Source organism: Mobiluncus porci (genome assembly GCF_009695935.1).
Lineage (GTDB): Bacteria > Actinomycetota > Actinomycetes > Actinomycetales > Actinomycetaceae > Mobiluncus > Mobiluncus porci.
In genome coordinates, this window is the sequence record NZ_VUMY01000001.1 from 16,381 (window position 1) to 40,718 (window position 24,338).

Genomic DNA, 24,338 nt, shown 5'->3' on the forward strand with positions numbered 1-24,338 from the left:
GGACAACCATGAGTCGCCGCACTGCCGGGATACTGTGGGTCCTGGTGCCAGCAGTTGCCATTCTCTCGATATTGGCTTTGCTCGCTTCTCCCTTCAAATCCCTGTACTATCAGCAGTCCGACACCATGGCTGTGCCCGACTATTTCGATGCCGGGCTGGCGGATTTCTATGCGGCTCAAGGGCTCAAGGTGGAGCGACACAGTCAATGGGCTCTGTTGAAATTCTTGCGTGCCGGATCGACCTATGTCGTGACTTCCGACGTGATCGCGGCCAGCGCTCAACAAGCCAAGCTCGGCGCCACCTTCACCCCTCTGTATCCCGAGACGGTGGTGGTCGCCTGGATGCCCGAGACCTGCTGCCAACACCTGGAACTGCGCGATTTTTCGGAGCTGACCGCAAGAAGCGAGACAATCTATCTCGATCAGGGAGTCTCCCGGCTCGAACTGATGGGAGCCTTGTCTTTGGAACCGCAAGGCAAAACGCAGCGCTTCGACGCGCAACGCGGCGAGGAGATCGTCAACCGCATCCGAGCCGAGAAGAGATTGCACATCGGCAGTTCGCTGGCGGAACTAGCGGCTGCCCTGGAACGCGGAGAGCTCTGTCTCACGACCGATATCCGCGCCGGGCTTGCCCAATCTCATCCCGACCAGGTTCGCCTCCAGGCGCCGCACAGCGTGACCTATCGCAAAGGGATCTGGAAACGCCACGACAACAACCAGGCAGGGAGGGGGGCTTTGCCCCAGCCGCCCGCGGAGCTCCGGGAAAACGCGAACGCTACCCCCTTGGGCGCGCCGACGAATCCGGGCACTGCGGCAGGTTTCGATTCGGCTTCGCCAGTGACGAACCTCAAGTCTTTCCAAGAATTCGTGTGGAGGATCGGCTTGGTGAACCAGAACTACGGTTCCTCCCTCATCTGGGAAGAAGCCAATGAGGCCATCGAACTGACTTTTTTCCTCATCACCTTGGGCGTGATTGTGTTCTGGGCGGGGTGGCATTTCTGGAGTTCCAGCGCCGCCTTCGTCCGTCGCGGGGTTCTCCTCCAAGCCCTGCTCTTCGCTGCCTGGATTCTGGCGCGCATCATCAAACACGCTTCCATCGGGGTCGTGGAAAGAATAGCCTGGTATTTCTACTATGTTCCCATCATTACGTCACTGCTGATTATTTTTTTGGTGATTAACCATTCGGCCCAGGTAAAGATTCCCGGATACGCCGTGATCTCGAAAATCGCCGTGGGGGCTTGGCTCGCCTTGCTGCTGGGGGTGTTCACCAATGATATCCACCACCAACTGCTGATCTTTGGAAACGGCGATTCAAAAATCGATTATGAATATGGTCCTTTGTATTACGGATACTATTTAGTGGCACTCCTAATGATCGGAGCCATTCTCTTTACCCTGTTTTATTCACTGCGGGGACTGCGCACTAAGGTGCTGCTGGGGATTTTGAGCCTAGTCGGTTTGGGGCTGCTCTATTCGGTGGCATACACCCTGCGGATACCGCTGATTCGGGAGACCGAAAACGTCCAGTTCTATATCCTCATGTTCCTCGCTGCCTGGGAGATGCTCTATATTGTTGGGGCTTTGAAGCACAACATCGGCTACGTGCGACTGTTCCAGGAAGCGAAAGTGCCGATCAGGCTCTTGGATCGCGACTGGCACACCCGTTTTGCTACGGCTGCGGCCGATCCCTTGGATCGCCAGGTGTTGGAGGCAATCCGCGCAGGAACCAATCCCTATCTGTTGACTCGCCCGGATCCGGATGCCCCGTCCGACTCCCCGGGACGACTCTGGCGCATCGAGGCACAGCCCTTGGCGGCGGGACAGATCCTCTTCGACACCGACATGACCGAGGTGCGAAGCCTGGAAGCGACGCTGCGCGCTTTGCGCAACCGCGAGCAGCACCAAACCGATTTATTGACCAATGAATACGAGACTTTGCGGCGTTTAGGGGTTTCCAGACTCGCCAGCTCCCTGTATAACCGCCTCGATGGACTGATGGAATGGTCATTGGCGGAGGTTGAAAACCTGGCGGTCAGCCTCGATGAGCCGCTTGATGACTTCTCTCGGTGGAGAACCCTCAGAGCCATCAAGCTCAACCTGGGCTATGCCAAGCGGGCAGGTCTGCTGGTGACGCAGTCCACGGAACTGGAAACCGTGAGTTTGAACCTGCTGACGACGTTTCTGTCCCAATCCTGCACAGATTTCTCTTCCCGCAATGTCAGCGTCGCCATTCAGGGACCGATCAGCGGGTTTATCTCTCAAGATTTGGCGCTTTCTGTTCTGGAAGCCCTGCACCGCACCCTAAACTCTGTCCTGGATCTGCAAACAGCCGTGGGTTTGGTACGTTTGGAGATTGCCAATCACGGCACCCAGGGCGTGTTGAGCTGGGTGTGGGAAGTGGAGCCGAGTGCTTTTTCGAAACTCGCCCAGATTCTCACCTGGGATGAGGCGCGCTCGTCCCTGGAGCGTGCCGATGAGTCTTTCCACCTAACGACTTGCATCGGCGAAACGGAGCAGTGATGGCTGAAGAGATTCTGAGTTCCTTCTCTCCCTCGCAGCTGGCCGTCCTGACGACGGTGGCGATTCTGGCGGTGCTGGAAGCCTCCCTCCTCGTCATGGGGCAGCTGCTGGTGTCTCGCCACTATCTGGCGGCGCTCTTCCAGCTTTCAGTCGCCATCGAGATGGGCTATATCGTGTGGGCGCTAGCCACCGTAAACATCAATTCTCGAGCCGGGATTTTCCTGCTCGAAGACGTCAACTTTGGCTGGTTCGTCCTCGTGACGCTCGGCTTGGCGCTGGCGACACTGTGGCGTTGCCGAGAGGTGCGCTTCGAAATCTTGCCGCTGTTCATCGCGCTGTGTTTCCTCAGCCCGGTGTTTCTGCACAGCTACGGGAAAGTTGCGGCCGTGGCCGTGATCGCCATTTGCGTGTGGCTCGGGATGCTGCTGTGGCGGATGTGGCGTGAAATCACCATGGATGTCACCCGCTTCTCCCTCAAAACCGCTCTCGATTCCTTTCCGCAAGGGCTGCAGTTCTTTACCCGCAGCGGGGCAACCCTCCTGACCAACACCACCATGAACGATCTGCTCCGAGATATCGGCATCAATCCCTTGCTGCGGCGTCGCGACATCATCGGGGCTCTTGAGCAGCTCGCGGCAGCCCAGCGCCATTTCGAAGCCGATAAACTGCTGCGGGTGCAGGACTCCAGGGGGAGGATGTGGCTGTTTAGAGAAACGGAACTGCACGGAACGCGCTCAGACTCTCAACTGGTCGCCACCGATGTCACCACCGATCTTCAGCTCAGTCGCAAACTCGATTCCCAGATAGCGGTGTTGCGGGAAAACCAGGCGAGAATGCTGCGGATGACAGCGGCTTTGGACCGGGAACTGGGGGAGACCTTGAAACTCGCGACCCGCAACCACATCCACGACGTGTTGGCGCAGCGGATTTCTTATGTCCACCGCTTCTTAGAAGACGGGGTGGATAGTCCGCAGCGCCTGCATTCCCTGCAGAAAATCCTCCTGGCGCTGCGCGTCGACATCGCCGCCGGGCAGGTCACGACCCCCGAGACTTGGCTCGGAACCCTGGTTGATATCGCTGCTGTGGTGGGGGTGAACCTGGAGGTGGAAGGGCGTCTGCCTCCCTACCAGGCTCAAGCTGAACTGTTTGTGAGGGTCTTGCGGGAGTCCCTGACGAATGTCCTCATCCACACCTCGGCCTCCGAGGTCAAGGTGAGGATCTGGGAGGACGAGGCAATCTACTTTCTGAGCGTGACCAACCCAGGGGAGGTAAACAGACCGATTGTTTTCGGGACGGGGCTGACCGGACTGAAAACCAGACTCGCCGAGGTCAGCGGCACTCTCGAAGTCAATGAGTCCGGAGACTTCACCCTCACCGCCTCCATCCCGGTGTGAGGCAGCGAGGCGGCAGGGACACTCGACCCCCGGTCGCTTAGCGGTTCTTTGCCAGGGTTTCGCGGGCTTTCGCGATGACTCCCTCCACGGTGAAACCGAAATGCTCGAAGTTCTGTGCGCCCGAGGCAGGAATCCCGAAAGTCTCAATCGACAAGGCCACCCCGGTGTCGCCGATGTATTTATACCAAGGCATCGCCACTCCGGCCTCTATCGAAACTCGGGAGCGGATCTGCGGCGGAATAACCGAGTTGCGATAGTCCTCATCTTGAGCCTCAAACCATTCAAAACATGGCAGATTCACGACTCGGGTGGGCGTGCCTTGGGCGGCGAGCGTTTCGGCTGCCTCCACCGCTAAGGACACTTCGGAACCGCTGGCGAGCAGCAGCAGCTCCGGGCTGCCGCCACAGTCCTTCAACACGTAACCGCCGCGCGACACTCCTGGCGCCCCTGCCAGTCCAGCGGCGGCGCGTCCGGGATTGGGCAGGTTCTGGCGACTGAGAATCAACCCAACCGGGGTGCGTCTGCGCAGGATTTCCAGCCATGCCCAGGCGGTTTCTTCGGCATCGGCGGGACGCACAATCGAGAGTCCCGGTATGGCACGCATGGCGGCGAGGGTCTCTACCGGCTGATGGGTCGGGCCATCCTCCCCAACCCCGATCGAGTCGTGAGTCCAGATATACGTCACCGGGAGTCCCATCAGTGCCGAGAGACGTACTGCCCCGCGCATGAAATCGGAGAACACGAAGAAGGTGCCTGCATAGGGCAGGGTTAAACCGCTGGTGGCAATGCCATTCAAGATTCCTGCCATGGCATGTTCCCGCACCCCGAAGTGGAGGTTTCTCCCATAGGGAGACACTTCCCAGGCTTTGGTGCCTCGGTCGGAGGGCGCAAAAGACCGCGCCCCGGCAATCGCCGTGTTGTTCGACCCGGCAAGATCCGCGCTTCCGCCCCACAATTCCGGAAGCAGCTCGGCGAAAGCGTTAATCGTTTTTCCGCTGGCGGCGCGGGTAGAGATCGCTGTCCCCGGCTCGAACTGCGGCAAGGCGGCTTCAAGACCCTCGGGCAGCTGCCCGGCTTGGAGGCGCGCGAGCAGCTTCGAGCCGTCTGGATGAGTCTTGGTCCAGGTCTCAAACTGAGCGTCCCAGGACTCGCGCACTGCTCGGGATCTGGCAATGGCGCGGCTTCGAACCGCTTCAACCAAGGCGGGATCGACAGCAAACATCTTGGTCGGATCGAGTCCCAGCGCCTGTTTCAAGCCCGCGAGTTCCTCTCCTCCCAGGGCAGCGCCGTGAACCGAGCCGCGGTTCTGCTTTGTCGGGGTAGGCCAGCCGATAATCGTGCGGAGCTTAATAATGGAAGGTTTGGTTGTTTCCGCTTTAGCCTCTTCGAAAGCCGCAAAAAGGGCGGCAAGATCTTCGCGGTAGGTTCCGTCGGCTCCGAGCCAATTCACTTCCTGGTAGTGCCAGCCTTGGGATTCGAAACGCAAACGAATGTCCTCGTTGAAGGCGATATTGATGTCGTCCTCAATGGAAATCCGGTTTTCATCATAGAGCAGAATGAGGTTCCCGAGTTCTTGGGTTCCAGCCAAAGAACACGCCTCGTAGGCGATGCCCTCTTGCAAACAGCCATCTCCCGACACGACATAAACACGGTGGTCGAAGGGAGACTCGTTCTCGGGAGCCTCGGGGTCGAACATGCCGCGCAGCCGACGCGCCTCCATGGCCATGCCAACGGCCGCCGCTATGCCGGTTCCGAGCGGTCCGGTCGTCACTTCGACTCCCGGCTGGTGACCTAACTCGGGATGACCCGTCAGCCTGCCTCCCTGATGGCGGAACTGTTTGAAATCCTCGAGTTCGAGGTCGTAGCCGGCGAGGAACAGCTGCACGTATTGCAGAGCCGAGGCGTGACCTGCGGACAGCACGAAGCGGTCACGTCCCAGCCACTGCGGATCGGAAGGATCGGTGTTCATCACGTATTGATACAGCAAATACGCGGCTGGGGCTAGGGATATCGGCGTGCCGGGGTGTCCGTTTCCGGCGTTCTCCACCGCATCAGCTGCCAGCGCCTTGGCGGCAGTAATCGCCTGCAGATCCAAATCAGTAACTTGAAAACCCATCGTTTCTCCTCCGCAAATACCGTGTTGCCTGGGATTGTTTCCTGCCCTTTCGATACTATAAAAAATGACGTCTAAGGAGGTAATGCTCATGGGTGCGCGTCCCAAACAGCCCGTGGAATGGCCCAGCGGCCTCAACCCCCAGGCGTTTCTTGACTACCTTTCGGTGGAACGCGGGGCTGCTGCCAACACTGTCGCCGCCTATGAACGTGACTTGCAGCGGTACACGGCGTTCTTGACTTCCCTGGGCAGGGCATCTTTGGCGGAGGTCACCAGCGAAGATCTGGAGGCTTTTGTTCGCGCTCTTCGGCAGGGCTTTGCTGAGTTCGCCCCCCTGTCCGCCGCTTCGACTCGCCGGACTTTTGCCGCAGTAAGTTCCTGGCACCGCTATCTGTTTGCGGCCGAGGAGCTACGGGAGAATGTCGCCGCGCAGGTGAAACTGGCGAAACAGCCCCAACGCCTTCCGGACGTCCTCACCGTTGAGGAAGTGAATTCTCTGCTGGAGGCGGCCAGCGCCCCCGGGGATGCCAATGCCTGGAGAGACCGGGCTTTGCTGGAGTTTCTCTACGGGAGCGGAGCGCGGATTTCCGAAGCCATGAATCTGGCGGTTGATGACCTCGACCTGGACAGTGAGCTGCCGCTGGTCAGGCTGTTTGGGAAAGGGCGGAAGGAACGGATTTCTCTTTTGGGGAGCCAAGCCAAGGCCGCCTTGGAGGCGTATCTGGTGAGGGTGCGTCCGGGACTGGTCGAGAAAGGTAAGTCCAATGGGCGGGTGTTCTTGAACACTTTGGGCAAGCCGATGTCGCGGCAGACCGCCTGGGCCATCATTCAAGCCGCAGCTAAACGCGCCCAGCTCTCCAAACCCGTGCATCCCCATACGCTGCGCCACTGTTTTGCGACCCACCTGCTGCAGGGCGGCGCTGATGTGCGTGCGGTGCAGGAACTGCTGGGACATGCCTCCGTGACCACCACCGAGATCTATACCAATGTTTCCAAACAAATGCTGTTGGAGGTATATGCTTCGGCTCACCCGCGTGCTCGCACAGTTAAAGCCTAGACATTGGGTAATATGAAGCTGTGAGTACATCCCAACCCGCTATGATGCCAGTCCCTCCGGAGGATAAGGATTTCCCCGAGCCGAAACCGCTCGAGGAACACGGTCCGGCGCGGATTATCGCGATGTGTAACCAAAAGGGTGGGGTTGGGAAAACCACCACCGCCATCAATCTATCCGCAGCCTTAGCGGAATATGGCCGCAAAGTCCTGCTCGTGGATTTCGATCCGCAAGGGGCCGCCTCGGTCGGTCTGGGTGTGAACGGCCACGAACTCGATACCACTATCTATTCACTGATGGTCGGTCCGCATCACGACCTGACCACGGGCGATGTTATCCACCACACGGGGACGGAAAACCTGGATCTTATTCCGGCAAACATTGATCTTTCCGCCGCGGAGCTCCAGCTCGTCAACGAGGTGGCTCGCGAATCCATCCTCGCTAGAATTCTGCGGGAAGTGGAAAGCGACTACGACGCCGTCATCATTGACTGCCAGCCCTCCCTGGGACTTCTGACGGTGAATGCTTTGACCGCGGCCCACGGGGTCATGATTCCGGTCGCGACGGAGTTTTTTGCCCTACGCGGGGTGGCGCTTTTGATGGAAACCATCAACACGGTGCGTGACCGGTTGAACCCACGTCTGAAACTTGACGGCATTCTCGCGACCATGGTGGATTCTCGCACCCTGCATTCCAAGGAAGTGCGTGACCGGCTCGTTGAGGCCTTCCAGGACAAAATGTTCGACACCGTCATCCACCGAACCGTGAAATTCCCCGATTCCACCGTGGCCACTAAGCCGATTACGGAATTCGCCCCCACCCATGAGGGAGCCGAGGCCTACCGGCGCTTGGCGCGGGAAGTCATGGCTAAGGGATATGTCGCCTAATTCCGCCACTGTCCCCACCCGTAAAGAGGGCGAAAACTCCGCTGCGCTAGAAGATTCGGAAGCACAGCCGCTTCATGACGGAGAAAACCCCGCTTTTGAAGTCAACACCCCCGAATACACTGGCCCCTTTCACCTCCTGGCCGACCTGGTCGCGAAACGGAAACTTGATATCACCGCTTTTGCTTTGGCGGAGGTCACGGGGGAATTCCTGGAGTATATAGCCAAATTTCCGAATCTTTCCCAAGCTACCGAGTTCCTGGTTATTGCCGCGACTTTGCTGGATATTAAGGCGGCGCGGTTACTTCCGGGCCAGGCGGAAACCGAAGAAGATCTGGAGCTCCTGGAAGCCCAAGATCTTTTGATTTCGCGTCTGATTCAATATCAAACCTATAAAGAGGCGGCTGCCTTTATTGAGGGCCGTTGGGAGGAAAATTCCGCCACCGCCCCGCGCATCCCTGGCAGCGACCCCATCTTGAAAGGCGTTTTGGCCTCCCTCAAAACCACCATTGACCCCGAGGACTTGGCACGCCGCGCCGCCGGCACAATTTTCACCGCCCCGCCCCAAGTCTTGGTGACACACCTGCATGATCCGCTGGTTTCCGTCTCGGAACAAACCGGGGTACTTACGGAAAGACTGAAACGCGCTCGCACGCTGACTTTCAAAGAACTCATCAAAGACGCGAAAACCCTACCGGTGATTATCTCTCGGTTCCTGGCCTTACTGGATATGTATCGCAACGGGAGCCTCAGTTTCACACAAGACACCCCTTTAGGTAAGTTAGTTATCACTTGGGTGGGGAAATCGAACGCGCCGGTCCCTGATACGGAAGAGGATGAGTGGGAATGAGTGACACCAATTTGTTGGCCGGTCTGGAAGCCATCCTGATGATTTCAGAAACGCCCGCGGATGTAGCCACTTTGGCTACGGCCTTGGAAGTTCCTGCTGACGAGGTCCTAGACGTTTTGGGACAGTTGGCGGCGGAATATCGCGGAGAAAACGGGGGACGCCCCCGCGGATTTGAACTGCGAGAAGTCGGGGGAGGTTGGCGCATCTATGCCGCGCCCCAATTCCAGGAGGTAGTGTCGCGTTTCGTGACCTCCGGTTCCTCTGGGAAACTGTCCCAAGCTGCTTTGGAGACCCTCGCGGTCGTGGCCTATAAACAGCCCTGTACTCGGGCGCAGGTGGCGGCGATTCGCGGGGTAAACGTGGATTCGGTGATGCGCAACTTGGCCGCCCGCGGTTTGATTGGGGAATGCGGTCAAACCAATCTCGGGGCGATTCTCTATGAGACCACGACTGCTTTCTTGGAACAGACGGGCTTGAAGACTCTCGACGAGTTGCCGCCGCTGGCTCCCTATGTGCCAGCCAATCCCGATTTGTCGAGGGTTATTGCCATGGAAACGGAGGAAGTCCTGTTGGACGCGCAGACTCAACGTTCCTCCCAGGAGTTTCAAACAGAAGGAGACAATCATGACTGAAGAGCCGGTACGTCTGCAAAAGTTATTGGCCCAGGCCGGGGTGGCCTCGCGGCGAGCCAGCGAAGACCTCATCAAGCGCGGGCACGTGAAAGTCGATGGAGAAACGGTGACCGAAATGGGGCTGAAGGTTTCGCCGGAATCAAAAATCACGGTTGATGGGGAGCGAATTCACACCGATCAGACCCTCCAGGTGTGGGCGTTTTACAAGCCGGTGGGCACGGTTTCTACGATGCAACCGGAGGACGATCGTCCGACCTTGGGGGATTGGGCCACTAAACTTCCCGAGCGGGTTTTCCACGTGGGGCGCCTCGATGCCGCTACCGCCGGATTGATTTTGATGACCAACAATGGGGAATTGGCAAACCGGCTCACCCACCCGTCCTACGAGGTCCCGAAAACCTATGTGGCGATTGTGCAGGGGCAGGTCAAACCCGGGCTGGGCAAGCTTTTGAAACGCGGAGTGGAGCTCGAAGACGGGGTGACGAAGGTCGATAAATTCCGCCTCATTGAGGTCCGAAAAGGCTCCTCTATTGTGGAACTCACCCTGCACTCCGGAAAGAATCGAGTGGTGCGCCGACTACTTTCCGAAGTCGGGCATCCAGTTTCCGCCCTCACCCGTATCTCAATTGGACCGCTCGGTTTAAAAGGTCTCAAAGAAGGACAGTTCCGTCTGCTGGACGGTGACGAGTTAGCCAAGCTCCAGGAACTGGTGGATTTGTGATGACTATGGGTGATAAAGAAAACCAAGAAGTTGGAACAAGCGGTCAAGAAAATACTTTACCGATAGGTACAAAATCCCCGATAACTGTAACGGTAGGTACAAAAGGACCGGTGTTGATTATCGGAGCGGGTCTCATTGGCGGCTCTCTCGGAATGGCGCTTGCACGCCAAGGTGTGGAAGTCTACCTCCGTGATGCCTCTCCTACCGCGGTTTCCTTAGCCGCTAGCCTCGGGGCTGGAAAAGTTTGGGAATCCGGACTTCCCGCGCCTCGCCTGGTAGTGGTGGCCACTCCTCCCGATGTCACGGCCAACGTGGTCGAGGCTTCTTTACAGGAATTCCCCGCAGCCATGGTTTTCGACGTCTCTTCGGTAAAGACCCCGATCGTCTCGGCCGTCTTGGCCAGTGCTGCTGAAGCAGCCGCACGCTATTGTTCGGTTCACCCCATGGCCGGTAAAGAAGTCAACGGGGTGGGGGCAGCCTCAGCCGATCTCTTCACGGGACGCCCCTGGGTCATTGTGGCTCACGAAAAGACTTCTTCCGCAGCCGTGCTGGCAGCACGGACTCTCGGTACCGATGTGGGTGCGTTCCTGATTGCGCTAGACCCGCAAGAACATGACCGAGCCGTGGCTTTGGTCTCTCATGTCCCGCAACTCGTGTCTTCCCTGATGGGTGGGCTGCTGATTGAGGCGCCGGTGACAGCCCTGGAGCTCGCAGGAGGAGGATTGCGCGATGTGACCCGAGTGGCGGCGTCTGACCCGCGATTGTGGAACGCCATCCTTTCGGGAAATGCTCCCGCAGTAAAAACCATTCTTGAAGAACTGCAACGCAATCTGTCAGACCTCATTGCCGGATTAGACTCCGGTCAAACGACCTCGGAAACCCCTACGGATCCCTGGTCAACCTCAGCCGTTGGTGCGGTTAATACCGTCATGACTCGGGGCAACGAAGGAGTGGGACGCATCCCTGGCAAACACGGTGATGCCGCTTCTCAATACGGACAGGTAGCAGTCTTGGTTCCCGATGAGCCCGGCTTCCTAGGGCGTCTGTTCCAAGAAATCGGTCAAGCCAACATCAACATCGAAGATTTTAGGCTGGAACACTCCTTGGGACAGGCTCGCGGCTTGGCAATTATCTACGTTATCCCCGCTTCGGTGGAGCCCCTTACCGCTCATCTCCAGGGAGCAGGGTGGAGTGTAGCGAGTCTCTAGACTAAGATAGAGTTCATTATCGGGGACCAATGACGGGTTCCTTGCAAGTGGAAAGTGTCTTATGGAATACGAGAAGTATGAGAATTTGCGAGAAACAGTTTTGGGTCGCGGCCTGGTAGTGGCCATTGATGGTCCCAGCGGCTCTGGTAAATCAACCATTGCCAGGAACGTGGCGGCCGCCCTCGACTTGGGTTATCTCGACACCGGAGCCATGTATCGCGCGGCAGCCTGGTGGATTGACCACCAGGGCTTGAACGCGGACGATTCTTCCACCGTGGAACGCAGTGTGGCAACGATGGACCTCAGGGTAAACGCTGTGCCGCACGCACCGCGTTTTTTTGTGGAGGGAATCGATGTCGCCCACGCTATCCGAACCGACCATATTAACGAGATAGTCTCAGCAGTGTCGGCGCTCCCTGGAGTTCGGAAAACACTTATCGAAAAACAACGAGAAATCATCAAAACCGCCCGGGAATCTACCCGCGGCATTGTGGTGGAGGGTCGAGACATTACTTCGGTGGTGGCTCCCGAGGCCGAAGTGAGAATTCTCCTCACCGCCGATCCCGAAACCCGTTTGCAGCGTCGGGCGATTGCAGACCAGGGGAGCGCCGAGGGGGAGGCTCTCAATCGTGAACGCGCGCTGGTGATCGATCGGGATGCTAAAGATGCGAAAGTTACTGACTTTCTCGAAGCCGGTTCCGGGGTCACTACCATCGACTCCACTAACACGAACGTGTCCGAGACTCTGGACGCGGTAATGAAACTGATTGATAAGACCATCAACTAAGAGTTTTTCGGAACCGGTTTTGGCCATCCGTTAGGCTGGCGGATCGCCTGTGCCAGATTTAACGCAGATAAGAGGGGGAAATTATGGAAGAGCTCGAGAAGAACGAAACAAACGCGGAGGTCGGCGGGCAACGCGACGAAAATGCGACGAGCTGGACTGCGGCGGATGAAGCCAAGGCAAGTGCCCAGGAAAAAATGTTGCGCGATGGCCTGGAGGATTACGAGCTCCAACCCGAAGACCTGGCACTACTGTCCGGAGAGACAGATTTGTCATTTGGCGCTCCAGATACGAGTTCCTGGCCGACCGTGGCGATTGTGGGACGACCCAATGTTGGTAAATCGACTTTGGTGAACCGGATTCTCGGTCGGCGCGAAGCCGTAGTTCTTGACGAGCCGGGGGTCACTCGCGACCGCGTCACCTATGAAGCCCAGTGGAATGGTCGAGATTTTCACCTGGTTGACACCGGCGGGTGGGACGTCGGAGTAAAAGGACTCGACAAAGCGGTGGCTCAACAGGCGGAGATCGCTATCAGTCTTGCCGACGTGGCTCTCTTCGTGGTGGATGCCAATGTGGGGGCTACCGCCAGCGACGAAGAAATGATGCGCTTGCTGAGGTCTTCGAAAAAACCGGTGATTCTTGCGGCGAATAAGGTGGATTCCGAGCGGGCAGAAGCCGATGCGGCGGCGCTGTGGAACCTGGGATTGGGCGAGCCCTATCCCATCTCGGCGCTGCACGGTCGCGGGGTGGGAGACCTGCTGGATGTGCTGGTGCAGGCCTTGCCGGAAGTGGGGGAGAACCGCGTGGAGCGTCCCTCCGATTCCACTCCGCGGGTGGCTCTAGTGGGTCGCCCCAATGTCGGGAAGTCCTCTTTGTTGAACAGTCTCGCTGGTTCGGGGCGTGCCGTGGTCAGTGAGGTTCCCGGCACCACTCGTGATCCGGTGGATGAGGTCTTGGAACTTGAGGGTAAGGAGTGGGTTTTTGTTGACACCGCGGGAATTCGTAGGCGGATAAAGCAAACCGTGGGGGCAGACTATTACTCGGTTCTACGAACCCAGGCGGCTATTGAGAACGCCGAAGTTGCCTTGGTGCTGCTGGATGGGGGAGAGCCCCTTACCGAGCAAGACGTCAAGGTGGTGAACCAGGTCGTTGAGGCCGGACGGGCTTTGGTTATCGTCAACAACAAGTGGGATTTAGTTGACGAATACCGTCAACAAGTTCTGAAACGGGAGCAGGTTGCGGATCTGGCTCACGTGGATTGGGCTCCGAAAATCAATATTGCGGCCAAAACCGGATGGCACACGAACCGTATCGTGCGGGCTTTGGAGGCGGCCTTGGAAGGATGGACAACCCGGATTCCGACGTCGCGGCTCAATGCCTTTCTCGGGGAATTGGTGGCGGCGCATCCCCATCCCTTGCGAGGCGGGAAACAACCCCGAATCCTCTATGCCACCCAGGCGGGAGTCTGTCCTCCCCGTTTCGTTTTATTCACTACCGGCTTTCTCGATCCCCAGTACCGCCGCTTCGTAGAGCGCAGACTGCGTGAGACTTTCGGTTTCGTGGGTTCTCCGGTAAGAATCGGCGTCAGAGTAAGGGAAAAACGGCGTCGCTAGGGTCGATACCCGCGCCGAAGTTTCCCTCGGCGGGGCGTTTAGTGTAAAGTTGTCCTGTTGCCTTTTTAGGCAATTCGGGCTGTGGCGCAGTTTGGTAGCGCACTTGACTGGGGGTCAAGTGGTCGCAGGTTCAAATCCTGTCAGCCCGACAGCTTTGGGTATGTCCGTTAGTTCTCTGCCTCGCGATTTGAACGTTAAATCTTTGTAAAGTCTCGCGGGTCTTTTTGGCGGATTGTCAAAACGCAACTTCCGACAATTCCTCCTTTAGTGTTCGTCTGGTGAACGAGAGGAGGAAGTTATGAAAAAGGCTGGGAATTTGTCGTGGAGGAGAGCAAGCGGGATCCGACTGAAGGAAACCTGGAAAGACTCCCGAGGTTTTGTAAAGAATTTTCCAACCGAAATTTGGCTGGATGCAATCTCGAAAAATTATGCGACACGACGGGAATATTTTTCGATTGACAGGGGAAAAGCCTGGGATTGCCAAGTTCAATTCACCAAAAATGACTCTGAACTGTGGGAATACTCTGAAGTCGTAGCTATTTAGTATCGAGTATTGAATGAAAACCGCAGAATATTGTTCGGACAAAACTCGATTTTGACCTGGCCCTAAAATGTGAGATTAGTCATAATATCAAACATTAACTTACCAGCTGTTAAACTTTTAAACCCTTGAAATTCAGCAGATTCTCTTGAGTTTGAGCTTAAAACTTCATGAACCGAAAAATTTGACAGCACAAACGGAGGATTGTAAAGGCGGGAGAACCTAGATTTTGCAAGGGAAAACGCTATACTAATTTATGTGGGTTGTGAAGCGACTCAAGCTCGAAAAGAGAGCTTCGAATAGCGAGCAATCCCGAGGCGATATACAGGGTATCGCGACAGAGCATGGAGGTCTCTATCATGAAAAGTTCACATAAGCTTTATGCAGCCACCGGCGGTCTAATGATTGCCGCGCTGATGGGCTACGCCGGCGCTTTCGCTTACGACACCCCTACGGTGGGCGCAGCGGACACGCAGCCGATCGAAGTCACCTCAGCGGCACCAACCTCGGCAACCGAGGATACTTTCAGCTTGGAAGGTATCTCTCCCGAGGAGACGACTGCGCCCGCTGAAACAGCTTCAGCAGACCCCGCCACCGAGGCCGCTCCCACAGAAGCTGCTCCTGTCGATGAAACTCCCGCCGAGACAGTAGTCCCGGAAGAATCCGCTCCGGGAGTGGAGCCCAGTGTGGAAACTGCTAATGTTTCCGGAGACACCACGGCTACTCCCGCGGAGAAGTCCAGCACAGTTGCTGAGCCCACCACCCCTGCGGAAACTACGGCAGACCCTGTTCAAGCTGCCCCCGCTGAAAACGCTCCGGCCGAAAACGCGCCGGCAGAAGCTGCTCCCGCTGAGAAGGCTCCTGCTGAGTCCGCTCCTTTCGAAGTAGCGCCCGATGAAGAAACCACCACTACCGCTGCGGCTCCCTCTGAAGTCAAAGCTGCTCCCGTGGTTCCGGTTACCTACGTGGCTCCTCGTCACAGCACTGTCGTTCCCAATACCACGGTCGAAGTCGTGGTTCCCGATCCTCAAGCTGAGGCGCCGCTCTTGACCATGGCAAAGACTGAAACCGCTCCTCCGGCTCCGAATGCCAACGGGGAATCCCAAGTTGTGTGGTTTGAACTTCCCGAACCGGCCGGTCCGGCCTTGGTTCCCGGCCAAGCCACCCCGCTTCTGAACGCGGCGGTTTCTGAAGAGGCTGCCTCCGTGAACGCCAATGTGGTTCCGGCCACTGCTGTCCAGCAAGGTGCGGTACAGACGGCTCCGCAGCAAAACGTGGCTCCGGCTCGCGCCCAGGCAGTCAACGAAGCTGGCACCTTGAGCCGCGGCTTGGCTCGCACCGGTTCCATTGCCCAGTACGCCTCCCTGCTTTCCGCAGGAGCCCTGATTCTGGGTGTGGCTCTCCTCGCAGGTGCCATCGCTACGACCCGTCGTAACTCTCACTTGGTTGATGCCGAGTAACTCTATTCCCTGTAAATAGAGACCATACGAAAACCCGCCGCGAGGCGGGTTCTTCGTTTAATCCCGATTGCTGATTCGGGGCTCAGCTTCTCTGGTAGCGCTTCAGGATAGAGGCAAAGCAATCACGGCACGGGCGCCGAAGATCTGACCCGATTCACTCGCTATATTGCTGAGTTTCAGCTTTGCCATTTGTACCCAACTCCACGCGTGGTTTTAAAGAGCGGAATACTTCCAAACGCCAGTCCCGCGATGGCACCCGCCCAGGCCTCTAGTCCGAGCGTTTGCCGACCCGCCAGTAACAATATAACGGCAAATGTGGCGACCGCCAGGGCGAGAGCGAGGGCACTTCTCAGCCGCAATGTCCCGACGCGGGCAGTAAAAATCCTGATCCGCGAGGGCATCGCCAGTAAATTAGCGTAGGCTGTGTCCGTGCCTTCCGTGTCGGCATCCAGGCCGCAAATAATCCCCGCCATCAGCGGCATCATCGCGCCGAGAAGTTGGACAAACGCATCTGACCCCATGGCGGGATGCCATGGTGAAATCGCGAAATATGTCCCGCAAGTTATTCCCGCTCCCAAGGCGCAGACGAGATGCAAAGGTATCAGGCGGGAGTGGCGCAAGCGCAGGTTTTCCGCGCGAAGAGCCCTGGCCAAAGTGATTCGAGGTCTGCTCTGGACAGAAGTTTGCTGACTTTCTCTCATCGGAGTTCCTCCGATCTCGCAAGCCAACGCGCTCCCGCCAACGACAGCAGCGCCGTGAACACCGCGGAAACGACAAGGGCCGTTGCGACTAATCCGACGTCGGATACGGACTCGGCAAGAGACATCCCGGCGCTCGCGGGTTCCCCGCTGGGAAGCACCGGCAGGAAGGCGGTGGGCAGCATGATGGTGGCGGTTGGTGGAAAAGCGGGCCAAAACGGGACTGCGGGCTGTGACCAGGGAAATCGTCACCGGCATCAATAGTGCATACCAGTAGTTCCACGGGGCAAAGATGAGCCCGATTGGTGGAATCAAAATGGCTATGGCGAGGGCTGCGAGCGGGAAAGGCAGCGCGAGGATGACTGCCAGCCTACCCGGCGCGGCGTGGCGAGATTTCAAGGCCTCGGCACGGAGCAGTGAGCCAAAGCCGGGCCGCTTCCAGACCCGCGCAGTTTCGTTAGCGGATTTCATCTGGGGCTCCTTTCCGGCACACGTCCATGAACAGCGCCTCCAGGTCTTGTCCCGCGTGCAGTTCATCTTCATAAGCGAGCTTTCCGCCCACAATAATCCCCACGATGTCGGCGGTTTGTTGAACTTCCCCGAGAATGTGGCTCGACAAGAGGACAGTGATTCCCATTGTCGGGAAGCTCCGAATCAGCCCGCGCAGTTCCTCGATACCGATCGGATCGAGGCCGTTGGTGGGCTCGTCAAGAATCAACAGTTGCGGGTCGGCTAGAAGCGCTAAGGCAATCCCGAGCCGCTGTTTCATTCCCATCGAAAACCGTCCGGCACGTTTCTTGCCGGTGTTGCTAAGTCCCACCATCTCGAGTACCGTATCGATTCATTACTCGGGCAAGCCCCAGAGAATGGTCCGGACCTTCAGGTTTTCTCTGGCGGTGAGGTTCGGGTAGAGGGGAGCCTGCTCCACCAGGGACCCAATTCGGTAGAGGTCATTTCGCTCCCAGGGGTGGCCGTCGAATAATATCTCTCCAGCAGTGGGGTGCAACATGCCGGTGACCATCTTGAGAGTCGTGGACTTTCCGGCGCCGTTTGGTCCCAGCAGTCCATAGACTTTTCCCGTCTCCACGTGCAGGGAGACCTGGTTTACTGCGATTTGGGAGCGAGTTCCGCGTCCAAACTTCTTGACGAGTTGCCGCGTTTCTAGAATAAAGTCTGTCATGGTTCGCTCCTATTTCTCGAAACCTTTGCTGACACCTGCCAGTGTGACGCAGGTTTTTAAAGGAACCCTAAAGACGGCGAACATTTGGGGAACAAAAATTTGCTCAAGGGATAGAGCGCGGTCTCTGCTGGATTCTCTCGGCGATTAGCCACCGCTGGCAGGGGAAGCCAGATTCCGATATTTTTTAATCATGACCAAGCCTTTTCTGTTCGCGGTGTGCCGACCACCCGGGGCGATTCTTGACAGCGAGAAACTGGAGATTCCACGCCTTGGTGGGCTGAATCCGGAAACAGACTTTGAGATTATCGAGTTGGGAAAACCGGACTCGCCGGAACCTGAGGACCTGGATTTGGACCTCTACGCGGGGGTGTTTATCAGCGGTTCAAAATATGGCTTTCTCGACGAACAGACGGGGAAACCGGAAGATCACCGCCGTATCGAACGTCGCGCCCTGCGACTGGGGGAGCGGCTGATTGAGCGAGACCAGCCAACTCTCGGATTTTGCTACGGGATGCATGCCTTGGCTCTGGCCGGAGGTGGCACACTGACCGGAGAATTTGCTGAAGATATCTACGCCCCGGAACTCACTCTAACCGAGCAGGGACTCTCTGACCCAGTTACGAGAGGACTGCCCAGTTCGTTGCGCGCCTTCATCGGCCACAAGGATTCCGTGGGTAGACTCCCGAAAAACACAGAAGTGCTCCTCAAAGCGGACTTTTGTCCAGTACAGATGATGCGGATTGGAAACAACATCTATGCCACCCAATTTCATCCCGAAATCACCAACACGGCTATGCACATTCGTCTGGAGTTCTACACCGGTAGCTACTTTGACGCGGCCAAAGCAAAAGAACTCTGGGATTATTGCGACGCCGCCGAGGTGAGCGGGGCGAACCAGATTATTTCGGCTTTCGTGGAGAGGTACCGTCAATGACCCTGGATTTTGCGAAATCGGAACGGTCCACTCTGGGGCTGGAGTGGGAACTGCAACTTATCGATAAAGACACCCTCAATCTGCGTCAATGCGCGGAATCAGTCCTCAAGGAAATCAATTCTAGACATCAGGGACAGAAACGTCTCCACAAGGAGATGCTTCTCAATACGGTGGAGATCAATTCGAGGCCGCGCCGCCGTGTCCGTGAATGTTTGGAGGATATGAGTGAGGGCATTGAGATGCTGGCTCCGGTGTTGGAACCGATGCGCGTGGAACTTGCCAGTGCTGGCTCCCACCCGTTTGCCAACCCCATATATCAGAAAGTCACCGACTCGGAAAGGTACGCGAAACTCGTTGAGCACACCCAATACTGGGGTCGGCAAATGCTGCTTTTCGGAACTCACGTCCATGTGGGGATTGAAGACCGGAAAAAAGTGTTGCCGATCCTGGGATTTTTACTCACACATCTTGGTGCCATACAGGCTTTGAGCGCGTCTTCCCCGTTTTGGGGTGGGATTGACACGGGATACTGCGACAATCGCGCCATGGTTTTTCAACAGCTCCCCACCGCAGGGACACCCCATCTTCTCCGCGAATGGGAGGAATTTGAAAACTATGTTGAGGACGTGAAACGCGCCAGAATCGTCGATAACTTTGACGAGATTCGCTGGGATATTCGCCCCGCTCCCAAATTCGGGACGATTGAAGTGCGGGTAGCAGATGCCTCCACGAACCTTTTGGAAGTGGGAGCCTTGACGGCGCTGGTTCACTGCCTGGTGGAGTGGGGTTCTCGGCGAATCGACGCGGGGGAGGAACTTCCACAATTGCCGGCCTGGTATGTGGATGAAAACAAGTGGCGGGCGGCACGCTATGGCTTAGACGCGGTGATAATCGAAAACTCGCGAGGAGAAGAAAGGGCACTTCGGGAAGCTATTCCGGTGCTTTTGGCTGAGCTCGAGCCGGTGGCTGCCAATCTGGGTTGTGTGGAGGAATTGGGGAGCTGGGAGAAGATTGTGGCTGTCGGAGTCGGCTATGAGCGGCAACGCGCGGCCCAACAGCTAAATGGGAACCTGGAATCCGTGGTGGAGCTAATGCGGCAGGAATTCCGCGCCGGACATCCGCTAGATCCCTCAACTGTGGATTTGACCGTACCGGGTGACCACGGTGTGGGAGTAAAAACCTCTAGCTGATAATCCAAGCGTACCTACATCATGGAACCAGCGTAGCTTTTATATTCTTTATATTTTATTTATCGGTTAATCAAAGTGCTAGTACAAGGAGCTGCGTGGGCGCTTGCTTTGTGGCCTCGGGGGAGAGGTTCGGTGGCTCGGAGGCGGGCGCATAATCTTGCCAATCCATTAATGAATCTTGGGCCGCGAGGGGAATCTCGCCGAAATTCACGAGAACCGAAATCCCCGCGTTTTCCATGACCAAGACCTCCCCCTCCCAGCGCGCGGAAGGCAGCGCTGCGCTTGTTGACAAGAACTCTCCGGCTCGTTGGCGGCGGCGCAGAGCTAGTAAATCGAAATACCACCGCCGAAAAGCCTCACCGCGCGGAGTTTCGGCTTCGCTCCAGTCCAGTTTTGACGCGCGAAAAGCCTCGATATCAGTGGGGTCGGGGAGATTTAGAACCGAAGTGTCCCCGGCCTTGGAGCCGAGGGAATCGGTCCACATCCGCGAAAACTCTTCCGCCCGTCCCTCGCGAATCGCGATGGCATCCGACTCTCCTTCAGGGTCAGCAAAGAACTGGAACGGGGTTAGCGCCCCAAATTCTTCTCCCATAAATAGCATCGGGGTGAACGGCGAAAGCAAGGTCAACGCCGCTAGGGCCGCTACCGAAATAGAGGGAAGATACGACACGGGGCGATCCCCAAGAGCACGGTTCCCTACCTGGTCGTGGTTGGAGGAAAAGACCACAAAATGCTCCCGGGGAAGGCGCGGAGAGACTGGCTCGCCCCAGATTTGTCCCCGAAAAGTCGAGAACGTTCCATTGTGGAAATACACCTCGGCCATGACCTTGGTGAAAGCCTCCCGATCCGCAAAATCCGCGTAGTAGCCGCCAGACTCACCGGTAAAAAGACAGTGGAGGGCGTGGTGAAAATCATCGTCCCACAGCCCATCCAGGTGAAGCTCCTCCAAGAGACCGGCATCGTTCAAATCGGATTCAGCGATGAGAGTTCGCCGCCGCCCGCTGCGCGCTTCCAGAGCCGGTAACTGGGCTGCAATCGCGTCCAACAGGACTTTTCTTCGCGGCGCATCAATAGCGTGGATGGCATCGAGACGCAGGGCATCAAACCCGTACGCCTCCAACCACCACAGGGCAGAATCAGTCAAAAATGCCAGAGCTTCGTTAGATTCTCCGGAAACTTTTGGAATATCGAAAGCGTCACCCCACAGGGTTTCATCAAAGGAAAAATAGGGGCCAAACGCGGAAAGGTAGCAGCCGCGCGCCGAAGCGTGGTTCAAAACCAAATCCAGGCACACCGCGAGGCCCAATTCGTGGGCGGCGCGAACAAAGTCTGTCAACTCTGGGGGCGTGCCGTAGGGAGCGAAAGGAGCGAAGAAATCCGAAGAATCATAGCCCCAACCGCGGTCGCCCTCGAAGGCCGCCAAGGGCATGAGCTCCACAACTTCCACGCCAAGAGCTTTCAAGTCCGCTAGTTTTGTGGCGGCAGCCGCGAAGCTGCCTTCGGGCGTAAAGGTGCCGACGTGGAGCTCGTAGAACACTTTGCCAAGCAATTCGCTAAAGTCCGAGCCTGGAGCCGTCGTGGTCGCACGGTGAGGCGCCTCCCGTGCCTCCCGTGCCTCCCGTGCCTCCTTTACCTCCGGATTCTCCGGACCTTTCGAACTCTCTGGGGATTTAGGAACTTCCCGAGAAGCTGAATCCGGAATCCACACTTCCGACCAGGAATGGACCCCTTCGGGTTGGAAACGGGAACGCGGATCGGGGTGAAAAGGCCCTCCGTCGAGACAAAACCCGTAGAAATCACCCGGGGCTAGTGACTCGGGAGACTCCCACCAGCCGCCTGCCATGGGGTGCATCGTCACCCGTCGGTGTTCTCCGGAAAAGGCTAAGGACGGGGGCAGATTTATTGGCTCCGCGAGTTCGGCTTGGTCTCCCAAACCGGTACCGGCGACTTGGATGATGAGTTCAACGGTGGTTTTCTCGGGGGCCCACACCCGAGGGGTGAAACCGGAAGCAGGATTCATGAAGTTGACCCCAAACGCAGCACTTCCACCGGAAACTCGGCAAACAAGTCATCGAGCAAAATTTCTCCCGCTGAGAAATGTTTCCCACTGAAAACCGAGATCCAGGAGCCTTCAGGGAGAACCACGCCGGCATTATGCCAAGAGCGCGGAGAAGCCTTTGACCCAAGAGGTGAAGGCCCATCCAAATCTACGAGACACAAAACTTGGAGACCCGCGGATTTTCCCCGCCCGAAAGCCACTAGGGAACTCGAGGTCGAGGGCAGTGGCTGGTAGGTTCCCTCGGGGGAAGCAAAAACCTCGGGTAGCTCACGGCGTAAACGCAGTAAATTTGCGGTCAAGCGGAGCTTTTTCTCGCGCAAAGACGCGGATTCGCCCGTGTCATCCAACCGCGACAACAGTTTGGCAAGCGCAGCAAAATCCACCGGACGGCGATTATCCGGATCAACCAGGGAATACCGCAAAGTCTCACACCCCTGGTAGGTGTCGGCCACCCCCGGGCTCATGAGTTGCAAAGCTTTCGCTCCCAAAATCGCGCCGAGGATTTCTTCGCGATTGGAACTAAACCACCCCTCGAAGAGCTCTTCGGCGAGTGGGTCGGCCAGGAGATTTGCCGCAAACTCCAAAGTCTCCCGTTCGAGGTCGTCGGCGGGGGAGACCCAGTTGGTCCACTGCTTTTGTTCCCGAGCCGATTTACGAATGTACTCCTTTAAACGCTCGGCCTCGATAGGGCCGTCGGGACTCCAAGTGGCTCCCACCGTTTGATAAATCAAGTTTTCAATCGCGCCCTGCAAGGTTGCGGGCCGGTAACTCAAAGACACTTTCCGCAGTTCTCCGACCAAAGTCGCCCAATCGTGGGGATAGCGGCTAATGATGCTCATCTGGGCGCGGACGTCTTCGCTGCGTTTAGAGTCGTGGGTGGAAAGATTCGTCATCCCTAACGGCCACTGTTCTTGCATCTGTTTAGCCCAAGAATGGTACTCTTCGGGGCTAATCGAGAAGAAGGCGGGCTCACCTCCCACTTCGCACAGGCTCGTCAAATGCGTCCAGCGGTAAAAAGCGGTGTCCTCCACGCCCTTGGCGGTCGTGGCTCCGCACACTTGTTGGAAACCAATCTGGAGGGAAGCCAGCTCCTCCATCTCACTGACGCGGTTCGCCCCAATCGGCTTGCCCATCAGTAGCGCCAACAAAATGTCTAGGGCGTCGTGCCTTTCAGGAGGAAGCTCGTCGCGAGCAGCTGCTCCTGCGGTCGCCAACACGGCCTCGGTGGAGGAAGACAGGGTCTCGCCGGGGACAAAATAGGTCCGATACTGGGGCATGGCCACGATGAGGGCCGTGAGGCTGTCTCGCAAAGCGCGGAAACTCGTGTCGCGCAAGCGAATATCGGAGTCGCACACGGTGTAGGCCAGGTTGGCGAGCCGATAGAGTTCGGTTTGCAGGGAAGTTTCCAAAACCTCGCGTTTCGCCTGTTGAACCACTGCCGGATAGTCGGTCACGACATCGCCGGTGAGGCGGCGCATTAATGCCCCTAAGGGCAGGGCGGCGCGGGGTTCTACCCCGAGCTGGCCAATCCGAAACGCGCAATCATAGCCCGTGGTTCCAGCAATCTGCCACGAAGGAGGAAGCTCCTCGTCGGGAGCGAGAATTTTTTCTGTCACGGTCCAGAGTCCGCCGGTGGCCTTGCGGAGCCGAGAAAAATATTCTGCCGGATTCGCTAAACCATCGGAGTGGTCAATCCTAAGCCCGTCAATAAAACCGCGCTCCACTAGGTCAAAAATTTTAGCGTGAGTGGCTTCGAAAACTTCCGGGTCCTCGACCCGTAAACCCACGAGGCTTCCCACGTCGAAAAAGCGCCGATAGTTCAGTTCCTCATTGGTGATTTCCCAATAGGCCAAACGGTAGTTTTGGCTCTCCAACAGGACTTCCAACGGTAAGTCGGCAGTTCCATCCGCCAGCGGGAAAACGTGGTCGTAGTAGCGCAAGACGCGTTGGGGCTCCAACCCGGGAGCCAAACCGGCATCTAGATCCACGAGTTCCAGTTCCCCGTCTTCCAAAACTTTCCCGATGGGTTTTCCCAATATCGGCAGCAACAGCGGATCGCCACCCGTGTCTATGTCGAACCACTTGGCAAACGGGGAGTCCGGCCCGTAGCGCAACACCGACCACATTTGTCGGTTGTAATAGATCGGTTTCGGCGTGGCCATGTGGTTCGGAACAATATCCACCACGACCCCGAGGCCAGCCTCGTGGGCGCGGGTGGCGAGGTCGATAAAGGCCTCTTCTCCGCCCAAGTCTTCCGAAACCCGCGAGTGATCCACCACGTTGTAGCCGTGAGTGGAGCCCGGAGCGGCCTGCAGAATCGGGGAGAGAAATAGGTCCGTGACCCCGAGGTTCTGGAGATAGTCCAGCAACCCGGCAGCATCTTCGAAGCGAAAATCGGGTGTGAGCTGGAGACGATAGGTGTTTACGGGGCGTCGTTTTCCCTCAAGGGGAAGATGATCATAAGCCGGTTGCGATGACATAAAGTGGTTTCCTCCGTCTTTTAG

The 24,338-nt window shown here is 57.3% G+C and carries 18 protein-coding genes, 1 tRNA gene and 1 pseudogene; 15 read left to right on the top strand and 5 right to left on the bottom strand.

Annotated elements, in window-relative coordinates; genetic code table 11:
• Positions 1-8: 8 nt before the first annotated feature.
• Positions 9-2,519 (top strand): hypothetical protein, encoded by a 2,511-nt coding sequence (locus FYJ63_RS00095; protein WP_154542575.1) that lies wholly within the window; start codon positions 9-11, stop codon positions 2,517-2,519.
• The gene (locus FYJ63_RS00100) at positions 2,519-3,913 is read left to right on the top strand and encodes a sensor histidine kinase (protein ID WP_154542577.1); all 1,395 of its coding nucleotides are present in this window, start codon (positions 2,519-2,521) and stop codon (positions 3,911-3,913) included. Before FYJ63_RS00095 ends, FYJ63_RS00100 begins: the two co-directional genes overlap by 1 nt.
• Positions 3,914-3,950: 37 nt before the next feature.
• Here FYJ63_RS00100 and tkt read toward each other — a convergent pair whose 3' ends face one another.
• Positions 3,951-6,029, bottom strand: a complete 2,079-nt coding sequence (tkt, locus tag FYJ63_RS00105) for a transketolase (protein WP_154542580.1) — start codon at positions 6,027-6,029, stop codon at positions 3,951-3,953.
• An 88-nt stretch (positions 6,030-6,117) separates the two neighbouring features.
• On the opposite strand from tkt, the gene FYJ63_RS00110 reads away from it, so the two are divergent.
• The 11 genes from FYJ63_RS00110 (at position 6,118) to FYJ63_RS00160 (ending at position 15,773) form a co-directional block, all read left to right on the top strand.
• Positions 6,118-7,083 carry a site-specific tyrosine recombinase gene (locus FYJ63_RS00110; protein ID WP_154542582.1) on the top strand — a complete coding sequence of 322 codons (966 nt, stop codon included), beginning with the start codon at positions 6,118-6,120 and terminating at the stop codon, positions 7,081-7,083.
• 41 nt (positions 7,084-7,124) lie between these two features.
• Positions 7,125-7,967, top strand: coding sequence for a ParA family protein (locus FYJ63_RS00115; protein WP_154542915.1), 843 nt, complete (start codon positions 7,125-7,127; stop codon positions 7,965-7,967).
• Positions 7,957-8,814, top strand: a complete 858-nt coding sequence (locus FYJ63_RS00120) for a segregation and condensation protein A (RefSeq protein ID WP_154542584.1) — start codon at positions 7,957-7,959, stop codon at positions 8,812-8,814. The genes FYJ63_RS00115 and FYJ63_RS00120 overlap by 11 nt, the downstream gene beginning before the upstream one ends.
• Positions 8,811-9,446, top strand: coding sequence for an SMC-Scp complex subunit ScpB (gene scpB, locus FYJ63_RS00125; protein WP_154542586.1), 636 nt, complete (start codon positions 8,811-8,813; stop codon positions 9,444-9,446). Before FYJ63_RS00120 ends, scpB begins: the two co-directional genes overlap by 4 nt.
• Positions 9,439-10,167 (top strand): pseudouridine synthase, encoded by a 729-nt coding sequence (locus FYJ63_RS00130; RefSeq protein WP_154542588.1) that lies wholly within the window; start codon positions 9,439-9,441, stop codon positions 10,165-10,167. The genes scpB and FYJ63_RS00130 overlap by 8 nt, the downstream gene beginning before the upstream one ends.
• Positions 10,167-11,375, top strand: coding sequence for a prephenate dehydrogenase (locus FYJ63_RS00135; protein WP_229769819.1), 1,209 nt, complete (start codon positions 10,167-10,169; stop codon positions 11,373-11,375). Before FYJ63_RS00130 ends, FYJ63_RS00135 begins: the two co-directional genes overlap by 1 nt.
• Positions 11,376-11,436: 61 nt before the next feature.
• Positions 11,437-12,162: a (d)CMP kinase gene (gene cmk / locus FYJ63_RS00140; RefSeq protein WP_154542590.1), complete on the top strand. Its 726-nt coding sequence runs from the start codon at positions 11,437-11,439 to the stop codon at positions 12,160-12,162.
• Between the two features lie 83 nt (positions 12,163-12,245).
• Positions 12,246-13,772, top strand: coding sequence for a ribosome biogenesis GTPase Der (gene der / locus FYJ63_RS00145; protein ID WP_154542592.1), 1,527 nt, complete (start codon positions 12,246-12,248; stop codon positions 13,770-13,772).
• Positions 13,773-13,847: 75 nt separating this feature from the next.
• Positions 13,848-13,921, top strand: a tRNA-Pro gene (locus tag FYJ63_RS00150).
• Positions 13,922-14,070: 149 nt separating this feature from the next.
• Positions 14,071-14,316, top strand: coding sequence for a hypothetical protein (locus tag FYJ63_RS00155; protein WP_154542594.1), 246 nt, complete (start codon positions 14,071-14,073; stop codon positions 14,314-14,316).
• A 356-nt stretch (positions 14,317-14,672) separates the two neighbouring features.
• Positions 14,673-15,773: a RodZ family helix-turn-helix domain-containing protein gene (locus tag FYJ63_RS00160; RefSeq protein WP_154542597.1), complete on the top strand. Its 1,101-nt coding sequence runs from the start codon at positions 14,673-14,675 to the stop codon at positions 15,771-15,773.
• A gap of 176 nt (positions 15,774-15,949) precedes the next feature.
• On the opposite strand, the gene FYJ63_RS11050 is transcribed toward FYJ63_RS00160, so the two are convergent.
• Both FYJ63_RS11050 and FYJ63_RS00175 read right to left on the bottom strand, forming a co-directional pair.
• Positions 15,950-16,942 (bottom strand): ABC-2 family transporter permease, encoded by a 993-nt coding sequence (locus FYJ63_RS11050; RefSeq protein WP_229769820.1) that lies wholly within the window; start codon positions 16,940-16,942, stop codon positions 15,950-15,952.
• Positions 16,929-17,651 (bottom strand): annotated as a pseudogene (locus tag FYJ63_RS00175) (lantibiotic protection ABC transporter ATP-binding protein). Before FYJ63_RS00175 ends, FYJ63_RS11050 begins: the two are co-directional and overlap by 14 nt.
• Positions 17,652-17,841: 190 nt before the next feature.
• Here FYJ63_RS00175 and FYJ63_RS00180 point away from each other — a divergent pair.
• Both FYJ63_RS00180 and FYJ63_RS00185 read left to right on the top strand, forming a co-directional pair.
• Positions 17,842-18,585, top strand: a complete 744-nt coding sequence (locus FYJ63_RS00180; protein ID WP_154542601.1) for a glutamine amidotransferase-related protein — start codon at positions 17,842-17,844, stop codon at positions 18,583-18,585.
• Positions 18,582-19,775 (top strand): glutamate--cysteine ligase, encoded by a 1,194-nt coding sequence (locus FYJ63_RS00185; RefSeq protein WP_154542603.1) that lies wholly within the window; start codon positions 18,582-18,584, stop codon positions 19,773-19,775. The genes FYJ63_RS00180 and FYJ63_RS00185 overlap by 4 nt, the downstream gene beginning before the upstream one ends.
• Positions 19,776-19,845: 70 nt before the next feature.
• Here the strand turns inward: FYJ63_RS00185 and FYJ63_RS00190 are convergent, their stop codons facing one another.
• Positions 19,846-21,795 (bottom strand): alpha-amylase family glycosyl hydrolase, encoded by a 1,950-nt coding sequence (locus FYJ63_RS00190; protein WP_154542605.1) that lies wholly within the window; start codon positions 21,793-21,795, stop codon positions 19,846-19,848.
• Positions 21,792-24,314, bottom strand: coding sequence for a malto-oligosyltrehalose synthase (gene treY / locus FYJ63_RS00195; RefSeq protein WP_154542608.1), 2,523 nt, complete (start codon positions 24,312-24,314; stop codon positions 21,792-21,794). Before treY ends, FYJ63_RS00190 begins: the two co-directional genes overlap by 4 nt.
• Between the last annotated feature and the right edge of the window lie 24 nt (positions 24,315-24,338).

Excerpts from the sequence above, each read along its gene's own strand:
- FYJ63_RS00095 (WP_154542575.1), top strand. The coding sequence starts at position 9 with ATGAGTCGCCGCACTGCCGGGATACTGTGGGTCCTGGTGCCAGCAGTT.
- FYJ63_RS00100 (WP_154542577.1), top strand. The coding sequence starts at position 2,519 with ATGGCTGAAGAGATTCTGAGTTCCTTCTCTCCCTCGCAGCTGGCCGTC.
- tkt (WP_154542580.1), bottom strand. The coding sequence starts at position 6,029 with ATGGGTTTTCAAGTTACTGATTTGGATCTGCAGGCGATTACTGCCGCC.
- FYJ63_RS00110 (WP_154542582.1), top strand. The coding sequence starts at position 6,118 with ATGGGTGCGCGTCCCAAACAGCCCGTGGAATGGCCCAGCGGCCTCAAC.
- FYJ63_RS00115 (WP_154542915.1), top strand. The coding sequence starts at position 7,125 with ATGATGCCAGTCCCTCCGGAGGATAAGGATTTCCCCGAGCCGAAACCG.
- FYJ63_RS00120 (WP_154542584.1), top strand. The coding sequence starts at position 7,957 with ATGTCGCCTAATTCCGCCACTGTCCCCACCCGTAAAGAGGGCGAAAAC.
- scpB (WP_154542586.1), top strand. The coding sequence starts at position 8,811 with ATGAGTGACACCAATTTGTTGGCCGGTCTGGAAGCCATCCTGATGATT.
- FYJ63_RS00130 (WP_154542588.1), top strand. The coding sequence starts at position 9,439 with ATGACTGAAGAGCCGGTACGTCTGCAAAAGTTATTGGCCCAGGCCGGG.
- FYJ63_RS00135 (WP_229769819.1), top strand. The coding sequence starts at position 10,167 with ATGACTATGGGTGATAAAGAAAACCAAGAAGTTGGAACAAGCGGTCAA.
- cmk (WP_154542590.1), top strand. The coding sequence starts at position 11,437 with ATGGAATACGAGAAGTATGAGAATTTGCGAGAAACAGTTTTGGGTCGC.
- der (WP_154542592.1), top strand. The coding sequence starts at position 12,246 with ATGGAAGAGCTCGAGAAGAACGAAACAAACGCGGAGGTCGGCGGGCAA.
- FYJ63_RS00155 (WP_154542594.1), top strand. The coding sequence starts at position 14,071 with ATGAAAAAGGCTGGGAATTTGTCGTGGAGGAGAGCAAGCGGGATCCGA.
- FYJ63_RS00160 (WP_154542597.1), top strand. The coding sequence starts at position 14,673 with ATGAAAAGTTCACATAAGCTTTATGCAGCCACCGGCGGTCTAATGATT.
- FYJ63_RS11050 (WP_229769820.1), bottom strand. The coding sequence starts at position 16,942 with ATGAAATCCGCTAACGAAACTGCGCGGGTCTGGAAGCGGCCCGGCTTT.
- FYJ63_RS00180 (WP_154542601.1), top strand. The coding sequence starts at position 17,842 with ATGACCAAGCCTTTTCTGTTCGCGGTGTGCCGACCACCCGGGGCGATT.
- FYJ63_RS00185 (WP_154542603.1), top strand. The coding sequence starts at position 18,582 with ATGACCCTGGATTTTGCGAAATCGGAACGGTCCACTCTGGGGCTGGAG.
- FYJ63_RS00190 (WP_154542605.1), bottom strand. The coding sequence starts at position 21,795 with ATGAATCCTGCTTCCGGTTTCACCCCTCGGGTGTGGGCCCCCGAGAAA.
- treY (WP_154542608.1), bottom strand. The coding sequence starts at position 24,314 with ATGTCATCGCAACCGGCTTATGATCATCTTCCCCTTGAGGGAAAACGA.